This window comes from Lysinibacillus sp. BSL11 (genome assembly GCF_052928325.1).
Window position 1 is genome coordinate 26,403 of record NZ_JAVGCX010000019.1, and the last position, 18,658, is coordinate 45,060.

The 18,658-nt window shown below is 34.1% G+C and carries 13 protein-coding genes; 9 read left to right on the forward strand and 4 right to left on the reverse strand.

What is annotated here, in order from left to right; translation table 11 throughout:
- The first annotated feature begins 14 nt into the window (after nt 1-14).
- The 3 genes from RCJ95_RS20100 to RCJ95_RS20110 all read left to right on the forward strand — a co-directional run bounded on the left by RCJ95_RS20100 (nt 15) and on the right by RCJ95_RS20110 (nt 3,803).
- Nucleotides 15-1,373 carry an acetamidase/formamidase family protein gene (locus RCJ95_RS20100; protein WP_446722666.1) on the forward strand — a complete coding sequence of 453 codons (1,359 nt, stop codon included), beginning with the start codon at nt 15-17 and terminating at the stop codon, nt 1,371-1,373.
- Nucleotides 1,374-1,572: 199 nt separating this feature from the next.
- The gene (locus RCJ95_RS20105; RefSeq protein WP_221681364.1) at nt 1,573-2,127 is read left to right on the forward strand and encodes an HPP family protein; all 555 of its coding nucleotides are present in this window, start codon (nt 1,573-1,575) and stop codon (nt 2,125-2,127) included.
- A 200-nt stretch (nt 2,128-2,327) separates the two neighbouring features.
- On the forward strand, nt 2,328-3,803 hold the full coding sequence (locus tag RCJ95_RS20110; protein ID WP_221681365.1) for a hypothetical protein: 1,476 nt from the start codon (nt 2,328-2,330) through the stop codon (nt 3,801-3,803).
- A gap of 39 nt (nt 3,804-3,842) precedes the next feature.
- Here RCJ95_RS20110 and RCJ95_RS20115 read toward each other — a convergent pair whose 3' ends face one another.
- A complete protein-coding gene (locus RCJ95_RS20115) occupies nt 3,843-5,027 on the reverse strand; it encodes a CaiB/BaiF CoA transferase family protein (RefSeq protein WP_446722667.1) in 1,185 nt (394 codons plus the stop codon).
- A gap of 507 nt (nt 5,028-5,534) precedes the next feature.
- Here RCJ95_RS20115 and RCJ95_RS20120 point away from each other — a divergent pair.
- Complete coding sequence (locus RCJ95_RS20120; protein ID WP_446722668.1) at nt 5,535-7,103, forward strand: sensor domain-containing diguanylate cyclase; 1,569 nt, start codon at nt 5,535-5,537, stop codon at nt 7,101-7,103.
- Between the two features lie 340 nt (nt 7,104-7,443).
- Here the strand turns inward: RCJ95_RS20120 and RCJ95_RS20125 are convergent, their stop codons facing one another.
- Nucleotides 7,444-7,800: a winged helix-turn-helix transcriptional regulator gene (locus RCJ95_RS20125; RefSeq protein ID WP_004233871.1), complete on the reverse strand. Its 357-nt coding sequence runs from the start codon at nt 7,798-7,800 to the stop codon at nt 7,444-7,446.
- A gap of 124 nt (nt 7,801-7,924) precedes the next feature.
- Between RCJ95_RS20125 and RCJ95_RS20130 the strand changes: the two genes are divergently transcribed.
- The 5 genes from RCJ95_RS20130 (at nt 7,925) to RCJ95_RS20150 (ending at nt 16,906) form a co-directional block, all read left to right on the forward strand.
- Nucleotides 7,925-8,551 carry a nitroreductase family protein gene (locus RCJ95_RS20130; protein ID WP_257520958.1) on the forward strand — a complete coding sequence of 209 codons (627 nt, stop codon included), beginning with the start codon at nt 7,925-7,927 and terminating at the stop codon, nt 8,549-8,551.
- A 309-nt stretch (nt 8,552-8,860) separates the two neighbouring features.
- On the forward strand, nt 8,861-13,231 hold the full coding sequence (locus tag RCJ95_RS20135; protein WP_446722669.1) for an S-layer homology domain-containing protein: 4,371 nt from the start codon (nt 8,861-8,863) through the stop codon (nt 13,229-13,231).
- 1,286 nt (nt 13,232-14,517) lie between these two features.
- Nucleotides 14,518-15,432: an ABC transporter ATP-binding protein gene (locus tag RCJ95_RS20140; RefSeq protein ID WP_337976432.1), complete on the forward strand. Its 915-nt coding sequence runs from the start codon at nt 14,518-14,520 to the stop codon at nt 15,430-15,432.
- Nucleotides 15,425-16,159 (forward strand): hypothetical protein, encoded by a 735-nt coding sequence (locus RCJ95_RS20145; protein ID WP_446722670.1) that lies wholly within the window; start codon nt 15,425-15,427, stop codon nt 16,157-16,159. Before RCJ95_RS20140 ends, RCJ95_RS20145 begins: the two co-directional genes overlap by 8 nt.
- A gap of 12 nt (nt 16,160-16,171) precedes the next feature.
- Nucleotides 16,172-16,906, forward strand: a complete 735-nt coding sequence (locus RCJ95_RS20150; RefSeq protein WP_446722671.1) for a hypothetical protein — start codon at nt 16,172-16,174, stop codon at nt 16,904-16,906.
- Between the two features lie 7 nt (nt 16,907-16,913).
- Here the strand turns inward: RCJ95_RS20150 and RCJ95_RS20155 are convergent, their stop codons facing one another.
- The gene (locus RCJ95_RS20155) at nt 16,914-17,939 is read right to left on the reverse strand and encodes a sensor histidine kinase (protein WP_221681371.1); all 1,026 of its coding nucleotides are present in this window, start codon (nt 17,937-17,939) and stop codon (nt 16,914-16,916) included.
- Nucleotides 17,936-18,598: a response regulator transcription factor gene (locus tag RCJ95_RS20160; RefSeq protein WP_257520962.1), complete on the reverse strand. Its 663-nt coding sequence runs from the start codon at nt 18,596-18,598 to the stop codon at nt 17,936-17,938. The genes RCJ95_RS20155 and RCJ95_RS20160 overlap by 4 nt, the downstream gene beginning before the upstream one ends.
- Nucleotides 18,599-18,658 lie beyond the last annotated feature (60 nt).

An 18,658-nucleotide genomic window follows, 5' to 3' on the forward strand; every position in this document is an offset into this window, starting at 1 on the left:
AGCGTGATTAGAAAATGACAAACGACATGCATGTGCTAGAAAAAGAAGAGGTAGAAAGTGATGATTTTATACAGCAACCTCAAGCCGCTGAAACATTGTTCGTAAATGAGTTTATTGATGGTATTTTAGATCCATCACAGAAGATGTTAGGACCGCTTAAGGATGGTGGAACGATTATTGCCAATACAACACCTGGATGTTGGGGCCCCATGCTTACACCTACTATTCGCGGAGGACATGAAGTAACGAAGCCCGTGTTTGTAGAAGGGGCAGAGGTGGGTGATGCTATTGTTATAAAAATTAAATCTATTCAGGTCACATCTCTTGCAACTTCGTCTGGCCATGATGAGGCAATTGTAGATCGATTCATTGGTGATCCGTTTGTTTCTGTAAAATGTCCAGGCTGTGGCAAGCTTCATCCAAGCACAGTTGTAAAAGGAATAGGCCCACATGCAATTCGATGTTCTACATGTGATACAGAAACGGCACCCTTTAAAATGACAAACGGTTATACGATGGTACTAGATCATAAAGGGCAAATGGGTGTAACGGTTGGACGAGAGGGTGCTAGACGAATTGCACTTGATGCTAGAACCTACATGAGAACACCTGAAAATTCTGTACAAAATCCTGTTGTAGCATTGGCTCCAAGCGATTTAGTAGGTGTATTGGCGAGAATGCGACCATTTTTAGGTCAGCTTGGTACAACCCCTTCTAAAGCGATGCCTGATTCACATAATGCAGGTGACTTTGGTTCATTTTTAATTGGAGCACCACATGAATATGCTTTTACTCAAGAAGAATTGGATTTACATCGTACCGATGGACATATGGATATCAGCCGAGTACGAGAAGGTGCGACTATTATTTGTCCAGTCAAGGTACCAGGCGGTGGTGTATATATTGGAGACATGCATGCTATGCAAGGGGACGGCGAGATTGCAGGACATACAACTGATGTAGCGGGTATTGTACAGCTTGAAGTTAAGGTCTTGAAGAAAGTAGCTTTGGAAGGCCCAATTTTACTACCAAATGTAGAAGATTTACCTTATACAGCAAAGCCCTTTACAAAGGAAGAAAAACGTCGCGCACGTGAGCTAGCGGAGGAGTTTGGTGTTAAGCAGGTAGAGGATGCATACCCAGTGTCGGTGGTTGGTTCTGGTAAAACGTTAAATGAGGCGACTGATAACGCGATTAGTCGAGCTGCGAAGCTATTTGAGATGAGTGAACCAGAGGTTTTAAATAGAGCAACAATCACAGGCTCCATTGAAATAGGACGCCATCCAGGGGTTGTCACAGCCACTTTCCAAGTACCTAAAACTGTATTGAAAAAGGTAAGAATATATAAAACTATTAAAAAACAATATGACTAATAAATGATTTCTTAAAAAAGCAAACTTTTAAAAGTTTGCTTTTTTGTATGAGCTATAAGTCAGATAAGTAATTGTTTGTCTGAAATTTGAAGTTTGGATTGAAATCTATTGTTGTGTTGATATAATAGTTAAAGTTTAACAATGATGAACAGGACCTTATATAAAATAGATGAGTATAGAAGAGAAAAGTTGGTGTCTAATGACAGAAATTATAGGTGTGGAAAACAAAATAGAGAAAAAGAGTAGTATAAAACCTTTTATATTAAAAATGAGAGGGGGAGGTCATGCTCCTTCTCGAACAAATTTCGCTGATGCCTTTACTGGAGCAATGGGAGGATTAATATGCATTTTTGTGTTGCTATGGTTAACTAACATTACCGATTCACCTTGGTTAATGGCATCATTAGGTGGTAGCTGCGTTCTTATATTTGTCGTTTGGAATGCACCTTTGTCCCAGCCTCGAAATATAATTGGAGGTCATTTCATTTCGGCATTTATCGGGTTGGCCATGTATTCATTACTAGGCTCCAATATATTGTCTATTAGTCTTGGTGTTGGATTAACTATATTTTTTATGGCCTTTTTAGGTGTCATCCATCCACCAGCAGGCGCCAATCCTATAATTATTATTTTAGGAGGTTATGGTTGGAGTTATTTACTAACCCCTGTATTAATTGGAGCAGTCATAATTGTATTTTTCGGTTTGTTGATCAATAATTTACGAGAAAAAAGAAAATATCCGTTGTTTTGGTAAAGATGATATCCATCTATGAAGTGTGTCCACTTATATAGATGGTTTTTTTATATTTGTTAACGTTTTTGCTATACATACCCATATTTTTTTAGCATATGTTAGTTAAGATTTGTTATATTGAAGAAAGAGTGTAAAAATCATGTATTTGAATGATAGGAGAAGATCTTTGTTGGTAGAAATTGATGGGAGGATCCATTTTTATGCTGTTGGACTGTGATGAGCAATTATTCATGGCTTATAAACAAAGAAGTAAAAAGGGTGCTGAAAATATACTAGCAACTTGGCTGGAGGCAGAGTCAAACCTGCAAGAAGATCCAAAAATACTTGGTACTTCGCTTTCACCCAATCTATTTTTAGTAAACGAAGAAACGGCTAAGAATATTGCCTTTTCCACAGCACGTAAATATTGGGGTCATGTATCAACAGAAATGCAAATATATTTTGACAAATATGGTTTAGATTCAAAATTTGTGAATGAGCGTCTCAGTGCTTTTTTCTATACCCAAAAGGGTAAAGATACTTTTTTTGAGCAGCTTTTTGCACAACATACAATAGACTTAGAACGATTAATTTGGTTAGTCTTTGGGAAACGAATGCAAATAGCTATGCCAGTTAATGAGCTACAATCAATTATCTTATATAAATTTCAAGATGAATATTTAGTGCATATGATGTATAAAGAGCATGTATCTTTTTGGCATTGGCTTTTCACAAAAAAAGTTTATTCACTGCTTATCCACAAACCTTTAGAGCAATTCACATTTCTTTATGAAATAATGGGACATTTCGAGCATTCTGTGAGAGAAAATTGTGAACATGTGGATAACTTTGTGAATAACTATAAAGCGATACTGGATAAGTGTATAACTCATGTGGATAAGCATAATGCTAGCTGTTTGGCAAAGAAACAGTTACGTCTTTATCAAATTGTTACTCATTATCGCTTATCAGAAGGTGATTTTAAAAGTGTCAAAGCGCTTATTACCTCATTTGAAGCTGAATGGCGCTACTCAATGTATGCACTATCAGAGAAGGAAAAAGTGTTAATTGCCTATATTTTATTTCATATAGCAAATAGAGAACAGCAGAGTGAAATGGTTATCCAATATGGTGAATATTTATTAGAGGATGAGCGAATAAATAATTATGCCATTGAAATATTACTAGAGTATAAAGAGCTATTACCAAATCGTAAACCAACACCACCTGCCATTATTAAAAATTATCAGCTAAATTATTTAGAAAATTTATATGCCATTCTACTGGAGCACTATGTAAAAATGGCACGTTATGAGGATGGCTTACTTTTATTAAAAGAGCATGTTTTAGCATCGAATAAAAAAATCAATTCTTCATTAGTACACAAAAACTTTAGTAGTGAACAACTTATTGCAATTGAGGCATATGTTCAACAGGATATAGCACTTCATGTGAATAACTCTCTACAACATATTGGTTTGTCTGTGGAAGAGTGGCGACGCAATTATCGTCAACCAAATGCACCATACTATGTTGTCGCACAAAGTGCATCCCTGCATATGTTAAATATTTTAAGAGTTTTGTTTGTAACCGAGCAGTACGAGCTTTTTGAAAAGTTAATGGAGATTTACAAAAAATATCTACTAATAGATGATCATTTTGAAAACCTACGTATGTTTATTAGTGCATATGTATAAAAAATGTGTCTAATACATCACAGTATTAGACACCTTTTTTTACTCTAAAACGCCTTTTTCCTTCAAAGCCTCAATTTGTTCAGCATCAAAGCCTAGAGATAGTAAAACTTCCTCATTATGCTCGCCTAATTTAGCACCAACATGCTTGTATTCAGGCTGCGTACCATCAAATTTAAACGGAGAGGCAATTTGTTTTTGCATAGTGCCATCGCTTTTGGGAATAGTCACAATCATTTCTCGTGCCTTTAGCTGTGGATGCTCACATGCTTCAGGAAATGTTAGAACTGGCTCTACACAACCTTCGAAATCCTCGTTAAACACCTCAAGCCATTCCTCATATGTCTTGGACAAGAAGGCGTCGTGAACAGCCTCTTTAAAACGAATTTGTGTATAGTAGGAGTCATTGAAGGTATTATCGATCAATTCGGGAATATCGAGTGCTTCACAGAGCAATTTGCGAAATTGAGGCTCTAAACTACCGACAGAAAAAAATCGTCCATCCTTTGTTTTGTAAAAATCATAGTAGCTGCCTCCATTTAAAATTTCTTGCTCTGGCTGTGGGACACGTCCACCTCCAATAAATGCTGCACCATACATAGCATTAAGTGAAAAGACAGCATCTGTCATACTAATATCGATGAACTGTCCTTCTCCTGTTTTTTCACGATGGAGGGCAGCAGCCAGTACGCCTATTGCTGCATGCATTGTCCCTCCAGCTATGTCAGCTAGTTGGACGCCCATGGAAACAGGTTTTTTATCCTTATGGCGTGAATAGTCGAGTAAGCCTGCTAAGGATAGATAGTTATTATCATGTCCTGGACGATTACTATATGGCCCTGTTTGTCCGTAGCCAGTTATCGCACAATAAATAACCTTAGGATTTATTTCTTTAAGCGCTTCATAGCCGATGCCAAGTCGATGCATTACACCAGGTCGAAACCCTTCGATAATAACGTCATATTCCTGTACAAGTGATTTAACAATGTCGATAGCTTCTGGTGATTTTAAATTTAGCGTTATAGACTTTTTTGATCGATTTAAATGTTGATGGATAAATGCCTCATGATCCTCGTCATAGGGAGGCATGATTCGCGTTAAGTCAACCCGCTTTGAAGATTCGACATGGATGACATCTGCTCCTAAATCAGCAAATATCATTGTCGCCATTGGTCCTGGTAGTAATGCAGAAAAATCGAGAATTTTTAACCCCTTTAAAATACCCAAATCTTCCAACCCCTTTTTGTGTAGGCTACACAACCATCTGTATGATGATGGCGAGTAGCGCTTTTCTCATAATCCCCATTGTGTGAAAAGCGTATTCTATATACTGTATTATTACAGTTTATTGTATTTTAATGAGTATTATAACAGATTGAATCTTAACTTGCCTATGCTAATTTTTATTATAAAATAAACGCTTCAACTTTTATATGTCAGAATAACAATAAAAGTAAAAAAATTTAGAATTTAGATTTTCTATCAAATTTCAGATAATTAGCGTCAGTTGTTGGAATTTTTAATCTAAGTAACTAAAATGTTGCAATTTTGTTTGCTAGATTCTATATGATACGATCTCGTTTATTGATACAATCCTAGAGGTGTGTTGGATTCTTCTTACACAATTAATACATGTTACTTTTACCTATAGGAGCCATTGCTTATAATAGGCACTAATTGTTTAAAGTATCTCTCAAAATATACATATAAAAAATCATAAATAGGAGGGGAAAAATGAAATCGCACCGATTAAAGTTAAAGCATCTTATAATGGGCGTAGCAATGGCAGCATTCTTTTTAACAAGCATAGGTAGTGTTTGGGGCGGCTATAGGATGAACATTGATTCCATTAAGGAAAATGCGCTAGAAACGAATAGAGTCTATGCTCAAAAATTAGCCTCAACTGCTGATTCCTATCTACATGAAGCTTTTCAAATCTTAGGATATAGTGCGGAGCAGGTCAGGACGAAAATGGATGATGAACAAGTATTGAATCAGGAAACAGAGCGTTTGAGATTGCAAAATCAAATGTTCAATTCGGTGGTTATAACAAATGCAAAGGGACTTGTTTTATCTGTCTCTCCGCCCTCTATAGAAATTAAAGGAGAGATTTTAACATCAATGGGCGCTAAAGAGGCATTAGCCAAAAAGACACCCATTATTTCTAAGCCATATGAGGCGATGACAGGGCGGCTCATCATTTTTATATCGCATCCTATTTTCTCGGAGTCCAATGAATATCTAGGAATGATTGCTGGCACTATCTATTTAAAGGAACCTAATGCCTTTAAAACCTTGTTGGGAGAACATTATAGTAAGGATGGTTCTTACGTATATGTAGTTGATTCAGATGGACGAGTTATCTATCATCAAGATCCAAGTCGTATTAATGACATTGTAACGAAAAATAAAGTCGTTCAAGCTGTTACATCTGGCAAGGATGGTGCCCAACTAGTTGAGAATACAAAAGGAGTGAAAATGCTAGCAGGCTATAGTGCAGTGGCATCGACAGGGTGGGGAGTTGTTGCGCAGAAACCTTTAGAGGTAGCATTAGCCCCTTCATTTGATCGTGTACAGGAGGTCATTATAAAATCTGTCCCTCTTATGTTTGTTTCGATTATCATTGTACTTTGGGCTGCAGCACGTATTGCGAATCCCTTACAACAACTAGCATCATTAACAGAAGAGAGTTTAGATAAGAAAAATGTAGAAGGTTTAAAATCTGTTAGTGGATGGTACTTTGAAGCCTATTCATTGAAGAATGCATTGGTTCGAAGTTTATCGTTTCTACATGGACAGGTCTCCTTTTTCAAGGATCAATCTACTGTTGATCCACTGACGGGAATTACGAACCGACGTACAATGGATTCAATGCTTGCTGAATGGTTAGCAAGTAAGGTACCACATGTCATTATTTTGCTAGATTTAGACCACTTTAAAAGTGTGAATGATACATATGGACATGCAGTAGGTGATAAAGTTTTACAATTTTTGGCTAGACAAATGGAATCAGTAGCTCGGGAAGGCGATGTATGTTGCCGGTACGGTGGCGAGGAATTTGTCATGCTTCTACCGAACACGACGGTAGAGGGAGCCAAACTAGTCGCAGAACAACTACGAAAAACTTTGGCTGATACGGTCAGTCCTTGTGGTAAACCAATAACATTATCTGCAGGAATAGCATCCTATCCTGCAATGGCAAATACAACTGAAGCGCTAATTGAAGCGGCTGATGACGCACTTTACCTTGCGAAACAAGAAGGGCGAAATCAGGTAAAAGTCGGAGTCTCAAAAAAGGAATAAAAAAATACAACAAAAGAGCTTACAACCCAAATTTTTGGGGTAATGATTAATGCAAACATCATTTGGGCAAGCTGTATATAAGTCATCAACCACATGACTTTTAAATTATGTTCAAATGATATGTAACTCGGGCCACATCTCTTGATCGACTTGACAAGACGTAAGGTTATCCCCCTTTCCCTTATGACACCCCAAGTACGACTAGATGTATGCCTATATATCGTCAAAAGCCAAGCGAGCACCGATGCTCCTTGGCTTTTTAGCATTTTGTGGAATATTCTAACAGAGTAACAAGCTGTGGTTTTAATAGTGATTAGTACAAGGAGCCTTTAAGGAAAACTTAGCTTTCTTTTTGATGACAACAAATTTGTTGCTCCTTGGCAATTCCCTTTAAACGTGCATAATCATTTCCCCATGTACACATCGTATTTAAAACGGGGATAAATGACTCTCCTAAATCTGTTAAACTATATTCTACTTTTGGTGGTACTTCTTTAAATATTTCTCTCCGAACAAGTCCGTCTCTTTCTAACTGCTTCAATTGATCAGTTAGAACTTTTTGCGTAATTCCGGGTATTAATTCATAAAACTCTTTCGTCCTTACTGATTGTTGACTCAAGAAAAATAGTATTAAACATTTCCATTTGCCACCTGCAATATCCATAAAAATATTGATTCCTGTATTATAGTTCACCATGTGCTTTCTCTCCTAAATAGGCACAAAAAAGTGGCTATACCACTTTTTTGTGCGTTATTTTCTTATTTATTATTGCTTACTATAATTAGAGGCGCAATACATTAAAACTTAGGAGTTGTTAATAATGAGTGTAAAAGATATTTTAGAAAAAAGACGTTCAGTTAGACATTATGATTCAAACTATAAAATTAGTTCAGAAACATTGACTGCCTTAGTTGAAAGTGCAAGTAAGTCGCCTAACGGAAATAATATTCAAGCAACGCGATACTTAATAATCGAGGATGCGAACTTAAGAAATTTATTACTACCTATAGCTTTTAATCAACAACAAATAGTAGAAGCTTCATCGTTAATTGTCATGTTGGGCGACTATCAGGCATTTAACAAAGGTAATATTATTAAAATTCATGAGGAGGGGTACCAGGCAGGTTACTTTGATGAATCATTAAGAGACTATCTTGCGAATGCTGCAATAAATTATTATGAAAGTAAGACAAAAGAAGATCTCAAGTTAGAATTAACTAGAGATGTAAGTCTTGCCTCAATGTCCTTAGTTTTGTTAGCGAATGAAGCTGGTTTTGACACAATTACGATGTCAGGCTACGATTCTAAGAAATTGAAAGAGATCTTAAATATTTCTGATAGGTATCTAGATGTTATGCTGATTGCTATTGGTAAAGGTATAAAAGCAGGTCATAAGACTGTTAGGCATAATGTAAACAAGGTAATTTATAAGAATGAAATAATTTAGTGTTTTTAAACTAACCAAACTTTTAAAAGTTCAAAATTAATAGTTAATAGAGAGAAGCCAATTACGAATCTATTTTTAAATGGCTTCTTTTTTATGTATTGCAAACTATGAATTTTTAAATATTGAGTGATGGAAAGCTTATGAACTCGCATAGTAAAGAAATCGTATTTTAGTCTCGAACTCTAGAAGAAATTTACTCTACAATTTTAGATTTATCTATGAAGGTTCACTAGCCTTTGGTCGATATAAAGGATATGAGCAAAATGATATTTGTACGTATCAAAATACATAAGCGAAAGGAAGAGTGGAATGGATAAATCTAAAATCCAAAAAGTAAATAAAGCCTTGATTGCAACCGTATTTGCTTCAAGCGGGATTGCTGTTGTAGTACCTCCACCAAATGCAGCAGCGGCTACTTCTCCCTTTACGGATATTAACCAATACTCGGACAATTATAATGAAATATTAAAACTATATTCTCAGGGTGTAATGAGCGGTTTTGCGGATAATACTTTCCGTCCTGATGTCAGTGTAACTCGTGGAGAGGCAGCGAAAATGCTGGCAACGGCGTTAAAATTGGATACAAAAAATATCCAAGATCCTTACTATAAGGATGTTCCAAAGGGCAATCAATATTATAAATACGTAGCGGCCTTGCAAAATGCAGGTATTATGTCGGGCTATTCAAATGGCATGTTTATGCCGAATGAAGTGTTGACTAGAGGGGAACTAGCCAAAATGGTTGTAGTTGGATTCCATTTAGAGGTATCCCCTACGTACAATAATATTTTCAAAGATGTGAATAGCAAAACAAACAATGCCATCTATATTCAAACTTTAATCGATTTGAATATTACAAAGGGCACAACTCCTGTTACATTTTCTCCATTTGATCCTGTTACTCGCGGACAGTTTGCTTCGTTTGTAGTGGGTTCACAAGAGAAGAAAAATAATGAAACATCTTACAAAATCACAAATTTGGATGATGATGCTGTTTATATAAATGGTCAATCTTATACAATTCCAGAAAGCCTTGCTCATATTTTTAACGAATACAATGCTCCTGTGTTAAAAGGTGCTGTCATTGAGGGTGATTTATCGAGTAAGGGAATTCGCTCCATTTCAAAATTAACCCTTAATGCAAGTGGAACAAGCACACGTTCTTTAGATTTTGATGGAAATTACGGTTCTTTTGGCGCAACGATTGTAGTAAATGGTAATTATATCGAATTCTCGAATATGACGCTGACAGGGACAATGTTTGTCAACGAAACCGTTCGCCCACCATTGCATTTAGGGGCTACTTATAATCAACCATTAGCTCTTGGTCGTGTGGCAAGTAACAATATTTCATTTATCAATTGGTCAAACCCAGATAATAATAAAGGCGATGATTCGTCAAATAACAATTCGAACGATCTTCAAAATTGGACAAAACCAAATACTGAAAATGATAAGCCATTTGTTAACTGGTCTAAAGAAAAAGAGGAAATGAAAAATGTTGAGAAATACCTAGAATTTTATAACAGCAGTGTTGCTCGACTAGTAGTATCTCAAACAGGTACAAAAATTGAAACAAATACAAAACTACCACGTGTAGACATCATTGGAAATGTGCGTGAGTTTGAAATTCAAGGCGATATTGGTACGTTAAATTTAAATACAGAAACAAAGCTTACAATTTATGGTTCAGGAAATATCGATTGGATCAATTACAATAGCTACACAGATCTAGAGCTATATATTGATGGACGAATTGGCACATTATTTGTTGATAATTCATATGGCAAAATTGATATTGGAGATTATACGTATATTGAAAAGGTTATCTTACCTAAGGACGGATCACCGAATAATATCTTCGACGATTTCCTCGATGATAAAGATAATATAGGCAAAATTACAGATCCAGATGGCAAACCAATTGATAAAGAGGAAAACGAGAATCAAAATCCTGATGATAAAACAAAACCAATCATTAGTATTACAAATGTCAAAGTCCTAAATGGTAGCGAAATTCAAGCAGATTTCACTTCAGATGAAGTCGGTACGTACTATTATATTGTGCGTGAAAAGGGCGCAGAGACACCAAATAAAAGTGAAATGGTCAACCGTCTCTCAAATAAGAACGTAGCACATGGAACTGCGGCAGCCATTAAAGGAACCAACTCAATTAAGGTTTCCAATTTAGGTGAGAAAAAAGAATATGTTATCTACATCATGGTTGTAGATGGCTCGAAAAATGCTTCAGATATAGTTTCTCAAGAGTTCCAAATGAAAGATGCATCACCACCAGTAGTGAAATCCCTACAAGTTACGCCATTACATGGAGGAACACGTGCTGAATTTACTTTTACAGCCAGTGAACCAGGAGATTATTACTACTATGTACGTAAGAAAACAACAGCAACTGATCCAACAACGGCTGACATCGTTGCTAACCCAACAGGAAAAGGCGAAGCAAAAGCTGGTGAACTTGGCATAAAAGACATTCTAACGGGATTAGATGCAGAAACAGAATATCAGCTTTACGTTGTGATGAAAGATAATTCGGGTAACTTCTCAATAGACCCTCCTGCGGTAAAAGATTTTAAAACTGGTGCGCTTGATAGTGTTCATCCATATGTAGAACAAGGAAAATTAGTAAGGAAAAGTAATAATCAGTTTGAACTTACTGTTAGTGAAGCTTTAGATCCAGAAAGTGCTAACGATATTAACAATTATTTATTAACGGGTACAGTTATTGTTAACGTAACTGGAGAAAAAGGAATCAAACCATCAGCTGTAGAGTATAAAGCAGGAGATAAAAAAGTTTTATTAACAATACCATCTGATACGGGGTTTGTTAATGGTGATACGTTGCGTGTAACAGTATTACCAGGTGTTAAAGATTTAGCGGATAATGCGTTTGAAAATACGGGCACAGTGAAGCCAGGTGACCCTGTTCGTAACTATGCAGAATATAAACATACAGATACAGTAGTGCCTGTTATAACAATTGAAAATGTTATTAATAGGGCTGATGAATTGGATGGATTTAGACGAGCGGAAGTTGAATTCAGACCAAATAAAGCTGGAACATACTATTACATGATTTTACCAAATGTAGTAGTAGATAATGGTGAAACAAAAACATTGCAGCAATATTTAACAGATCATGAAATTACAGAGCGTGATTTTATTAATGAGTTTAGTAGTGCAGATAGATCGAACAAATTTCAAATTAATGGAAATAACATTTATGTGATAAGTGGTACAGGTACAGCCGATTTAGAAACAGCTACACAAAAATTTCCTGTATCTGTAGCACAAAATGCCTTAAATCCATTTAATAATTATTCTGTTTATATGGTATTAAGAGATCGCGGTGGTGAAATTTCTCGAATTGCAGGTCCAAGAGAAGTATTTAACGATGTGAAAGCACCACTTATCCGAGGCTTGGAAATTAAGCCGATGGAAAATAAAGATACAAAAGCAACAATTAGCTTTGAAACAAATGAAACAGCAAAGGTACATTACTGGTTTGTTGAAAAGAAAATTCAAGATGAGGATGGTAAGTGGATTGACAATCCTGATGCAAACTTAAGTGTGCCAGCGAATGAACAACGTTTAGCAACTGAATTAAAACGTAGCCCATCTGTTGAAAAAATAGGAAGTGGTCTTTCTGGAATAGTAGAAGCAAGAGGTGTAACATTAAAGCCTCATTCAGAATATGTTGTTTACATTGGGGCAGAGGACACATATGGTAACTTTACGATTTATCGGGCAAATAATGACTATAATGACCATAACAAAACTGCATCAGGCTTAATGAAACAAGATTTCTATTCAGATGGGACGCCACCAAGAATCGGTATGAAGTCACCGATGGATAACAAGGATTATCCGGGACTAATTTATCGTAATAGTGATAATACCTTTACGATTACATTTAGCGAAACAATTATACGTGAGGTAGATGGTAAGTCTAAATTGGTATCTACAGGAGATACTGTCGATCTAGATTTAGCAGATATTCTTACAATTACTAGAAAAGATGCAAATGGCAATGATGTGGATGTAACGAGCCAATATGAGCCTGTACGTTATACAGTAGGCGCGAATACAACAATGGACAGTCAATTAATTATTCAGCCGCTAGCACCGAATACTGGAAATCAAACAATTACGGTGACAATGAAGGATGATACTACGGATGTAAGGGACTTTGTTATTCAAGGCTATGAGGGACATAAGTTTGTAAATACTGCTCAATATCTTTATCGTACACTAGATGCAATGTTTATGGAAATACAGCTTAGTGATTTGAATACAACTAATGACCATAAAAAAGTTCAGGCGACATTTGACTTAGTAGGAGAAGTGAAACAACTTTATGAGAACGGAGAATTATTGAAATACTACTATCTATCTGATACAGCAATAACACCAGAATCTGTTATACAGAATCGAACAGCGGCGCAAGTAGTTCAGACAGTTAATGACGGTTCAAATAGTTCATTGGCAAAAGGAAAAGGGACAGTTGCAACCAATGTGGCACGTATTAATGTAGAATTTACACACCCTGCTAAATTCTTTACAGGTGACTATGTAACCATTGTCTTAGAAGATAAATATGGTAATTTCCATAAATTCTATGCAAAGGTTGGATATCGAAATCCTGTCCTTAATACACCATAAACCGAGTAGGGTAGACTTACCCTTGTCAACTAAAACAGCTTTTAAAAGAACTAAGCAGCCATCTGGCGTCGATATTTATCGATGGCAGATGGCTGAATTGTTTTAGGAAGCGAAAAGTAAATATATTCTTCAACTGTTTGTATCATTACCTGTTCTGAATCCGCATGTAAGAGATACAGACACTCGCTCAGAGTATATTTACGATTCGGATGATAATGATTATCAATTAATTGGCAGTACTGACAAAGAGGTATACATATATGGTGATCATTATTCTAGAGGTGGAGGAATTATTTATAGGGAATTCCAATTAAATGTGCCAGCCTTGGTTCAAAAAGAGGCCCTGGATTTAAAAGAATGGGGAGTTTCATTTTTTTGAACGATTGCCAGACTGTGCAGGAGATTTTATTCTTTATAGAAGATACGGCGCTTGATTTCCCTAAAGAAAGTACATTATGTAATGAGTTGCCTGCAGTGTAAAATAATAAGGTTACTACTTTAGGTAGTACTACCTCCTACTTTAATGACCCTGTTTCATTAAAGAAGCACCTTAATTTAATAGTAGAAGCCTTTAGTAATATAAAAAAATAAATAACATGAATAATTCATAAGCCAAACTACAATCTATCGTAGTTTGGCTTTTATTTGAGAATAATTTTTAATTATAATAATAGTAGTAAAGAAGGTAGATAGGAGAAGTTAGGGCATTATGAATGTTGATGTCCATATTTACCTGTGGGATCTTTCTGCTACCGTGCCTATCCTACACATCAAGAAATAACAAAACTCATGATGTAATCTCTTTCAGTTGCAATATAGTTATATACCAATTTACACGAAATTGTGGAACTCCTTACCTACTGTGAAGGAAAGGCAAGATTAGACTTTAGTTTTTCCTGCAAGCAGTAAAGTTACAACAAAGAGGCTGGGACATAACTAACTGGGACCTTCATAAAGCCGTATAATCTCTAAATTAACAAAACATGATAACTAGAAAAACCGAACTATTTGGAAACACTTCGTAAGCGTTTCAGTGGGTAGTTCGGTATTTTTGTTGGCTGAAACATTTTTGTCCCAACCTCTTCTTAGCTAGGAATTTAAAATCGAGAAAGACTACTAAATTACAATTTGCTATATCTTTTTTAATGAAGAGCAATCTCTTATAAATGTTATTATTTTACAATAAATACTTATTTTAATAAAATATAATTATAAACCATTTTTATGAGAGTTCAGTAAAATTGTTGCGTGTAATTGATAAGATGCATTACAAGGAGGGAAAAGAAATGAGTAATATTTTAACATTGTCGAATATCACAAAGAGTTATCGAAATAATAAAGTAATTAATAATGTTTCTTTCTCAGTTCCAAAAGGTGAAGTAATAGGTTTAGTTGGACCAAATGGTGCAGGGAAAACAACCCTTATGCGAATAATTATGGGATTAATAACGAAGTTTGAGGGGGAGGTTCGGTTTGATATTGAAAAGCAGCCTTTACAACATATAAAACGTATTGGAGGACTGATTGAATACCCTAGTTTTTATCCCCATATGAGTGGAATGGATAACCTTATTTATTTTGCAGAGATTTCAGGGGGATATGATAGAGATAATGTTTCATCTGTAATCCATTTATTGGGGATTGAAGGTTTTGTTCATAAGAAGGTAAAAAGATATTCTTTAGGAATGAAACAGAGGTTAGGAATTGCACAGGCATTAGTTAATAATCCTAAACTATTGATTTTAGATGAACCCACAAATGGATTAGATCCAGAAGGAGTTGCTGAAATAAGAGAAATATTGGGGAAAATTTCAAAAGAAAGAGGGATATCAATTCTTGTATCCAGCCATATTTTATCAGAAATTGAAGCTGTTTGTGATAAAGTTTTGTTTTTGAAGAAGGGAACAGTAGTAGATTATATTGATTTAAAAACAGAAAAACAGACTGATAGAGAGCTACATGAATTTATCATAGAAACTAAAAAAATAGAAATGGTAAAAAACTATTTAAATGATATACAAAACATACCTTTTATAGAAATAGATCAAGATAAAGTGAAATTCCAATATCTTTATAAAGATTCTGATTCTCTTATAGTAGATTTAGTTAAAAATAAAATTAGTATAAATGCTATTTATCCACTTCGCAAAGATTTAGAAAAGAGATTTTTTGAGTTAATGGGAGGAAATAAGATTGAATAGCACTTTAAGAATATCAATATTAGAGGTTAAACAATTATTCAAAAGATACGGCATTTGGTCAAGTTTATTTATTGCAGTTTTATACACTATTACAATTTATCTAAAAAGGCCCATGTACCCATCCTCTTCGGATTTGGATACATATTACAATTACTTTGGTGATATTTCGTACTATATTATTCTCATTATGCCTTCTTTTATTATGTCCAGAGAGTTTTCATTAAAAACTTCTAGAATTATATTCACAGGATCTTTATCACGTATAAATATAGTCCTATCAAAATTACTTTCATTGATTTTAATTGGATGTATTGTTGGAACTATTCACCGATTACTAGCCAATTTATTGTGGGTATTGGAACATAATAAATTTACTCTGAATAATCTTTCACACGATATTTTTACTAATCTAACAAATTATTTCCTTATTTCCTTTTTTGTTTCAAGTTTATCTTTCATCATTGGGTTTATTACGTTCAGTCAAATTGCAACAATAGTTTCCATTATTTCTATGTTTTCATTTGAGAGTATGATTAGAGGTATTATTCTAATAAAATTAGACTCTACAACAAAATTAGCTCTTTGGATTAAAGAGAATCCACTGGCTTTGGTTTATAAGGGAATGCAATATAATAATTTATCAATATCAAATAATATTTGTTTAGCATTAACAGGCTTAGTATTATTTTTAATATCTTTAATAATTATTAATAAAAGAGAAATTTAGGAGATTGATAATATGACTGGTATGTTTTCTATAAGCCGAATGGAAATAAAGAAAATATTTGATACATCAACATGCGTTTTTTTAATAATATTATTTATTGCTACAATTATTGATAATGTTCTTTATTATCAGCTGAACTTAAGTAAAAGCGTAGAGTTAAGCGGAAATATTGGTATTTCCTTATTTATTATACAAATTTACTTTATTTACTTAGGCAGTAATATGATGGGATCCGAGTTTAGTTTTGGAACTTCGAAAATGGTATTTAGTAGTATGTTCAGTAGAAGTCAAATAATTCATATTAAAAGTGTTTCATTTTTATTTTATACTTCTTTATATGGCATATTTAATATATTAGTTGGATTAACTGTTCAACTTATCATAGGTAAACATTTCTCTAGTATGGAGATCCTAAGTACGCTATTCTCAGTTTGGATTGTATATATAGTTTATTTCGCTTCTATCTTATCAGTAGGTATATTTACAATTTCTATTACGTTTAATCGCGTTTACTCATTAATAGCTGGATATGTTCTATATATTTTTTTATATAACATTGGTATACAAATTGTAGAAAGAGATGAAAGTTGGATGAAGACGATTATGGAGAATACACCATTTTACATTGCTTCTGATGGTTTTTCTACTCTATACTACAATATTAATGATATTATTTACTTAAGCTTCTTTTCAGTAGTAATTTATATAATAGGTCTCTATATTATCAAAAAAAGAGATTTGAAATAAATAAACTCTATATATTTTGTTTAGATTCTTGGAATAATCGTAGTTTATCAGGGAAATATATTTTAAATGTAGTGCCAGTATCTTCTTGAGAATCCACACTTATGCGTAACCCTAATTTTTTGCACAAGGTTTCACAAAGGTATAAACCCATACCAGTAGATTTAACATAGTTTCTACCATTGGTTCCCGTGAACCCACGTTTAAAAATTCTCTCAATATCAGATGAAGCTATACCTATACCATTGTCTGATATTAACAATAAAGTACCGTTTTCTACTTTTTTAGCAATAAAGGATAATTGAAGTGGATTATGATGATATTTGATAGCATTATCTATTAATTGCTTTAAAATAAAAATAATCCATTTTGAATCAGATGTGACTTTCAAATCAAGGTTATCCTTATATATACTACCATTGGCACGAATAATACTTAGAGATAATGATTTAATAGCTAAATTTACAGCTTTATCAAGTGTAAATGTTTCTATTCTATAATCTTGAGTTAAAGTACTACTTCTTGCATAGTATAGAGCTTGTTCAACATAACCTTCTATTTTTAATAGTTCTTCTTGAATAAGGATGTTTTCAGGTGTCTTATGGTTACTTAAAATTAACTTTAGTGCAGTGATTGGTGTTTTTATTTCATGTACCCAAAGTTCAATGTAGTCTGTATAATCACGTTGAGCGTTTTTCAAAGAGAACATACAATCATTCATGTATTTTGTTGCTTCATTTAAGATGTTGTAGAAGAATTTCCCTGAAAAAAAAGGGGGTTCCTCTACAATATCTGCGATATATGTTTTTTCTTTGATTTGTTGTGAAATATTTTTTATTTCATTATAATATTTACTTAATTGATAGTATTTAACTATAATCGGTGTGAAAAAGAAAAATAGAAGAATTAAATCTATTACTATTACTAAACTTCCATTTTCATTATACAAGTAGAGGACACTAGAGATAATTAGCAATGATAGTAAATGAAAAAGTATTGCTAACTGTTTTTCCTTAAAAAATTCAATTAAACTCATAACTGATAACCCTGTCCTCTCTTCGTTAATAAATATTTTTTTAAACCGATCGATTCCAATTTGCGCCTTAACCTCGATATATTAACATTTAAGGTATTTTCATCAACAAAATCTCCGTTTTGCCATAGCTCATTCATTATTTCATCTCTAGAAACCACGTTTCCTTTATTCATCATCAATAATCTAAGAATACATAATTCATTCTTTGTAAGTTCTATTTCTATATTATTATAAATAGCTTTGCTCTTTAATATTTCCAGTGTTAAATCTTTATAAGAAAGCATAGCACTTTTGGAAATTTCGTAAGTTCTCTTTAAAACGGATTGAATATGAGCTAAAAGGATTTGTAAATCATATGGTTTTGTAATAAAGTCATCAGCTCCTATTTGAAGACTTAATAGTTCGTCAAAGGAAGTGTCACGGCTAGTTACTATAATAATGGGCACAGAAGACAATTTCCGAATTTCACGACACACTTGAAAACCGTCTTGAAAAGGAAGGTTAAGATCTAAAATAATTAAATGCGGCATGCTTTGTAGAGCATCTTCTACAATTTTTGTGAAATCGTCGCCACTTATGCATTCATACCCATATCTCTCTAGAAAATCAAAAAGTTCCTTTCTGATAATTGGATCATCTTCGATAATGAATATTTTCATTTTTAATCTCCCTTCAATTTAACCAATGAATGGTTTTATTTCCATAATTTATACCTTTTT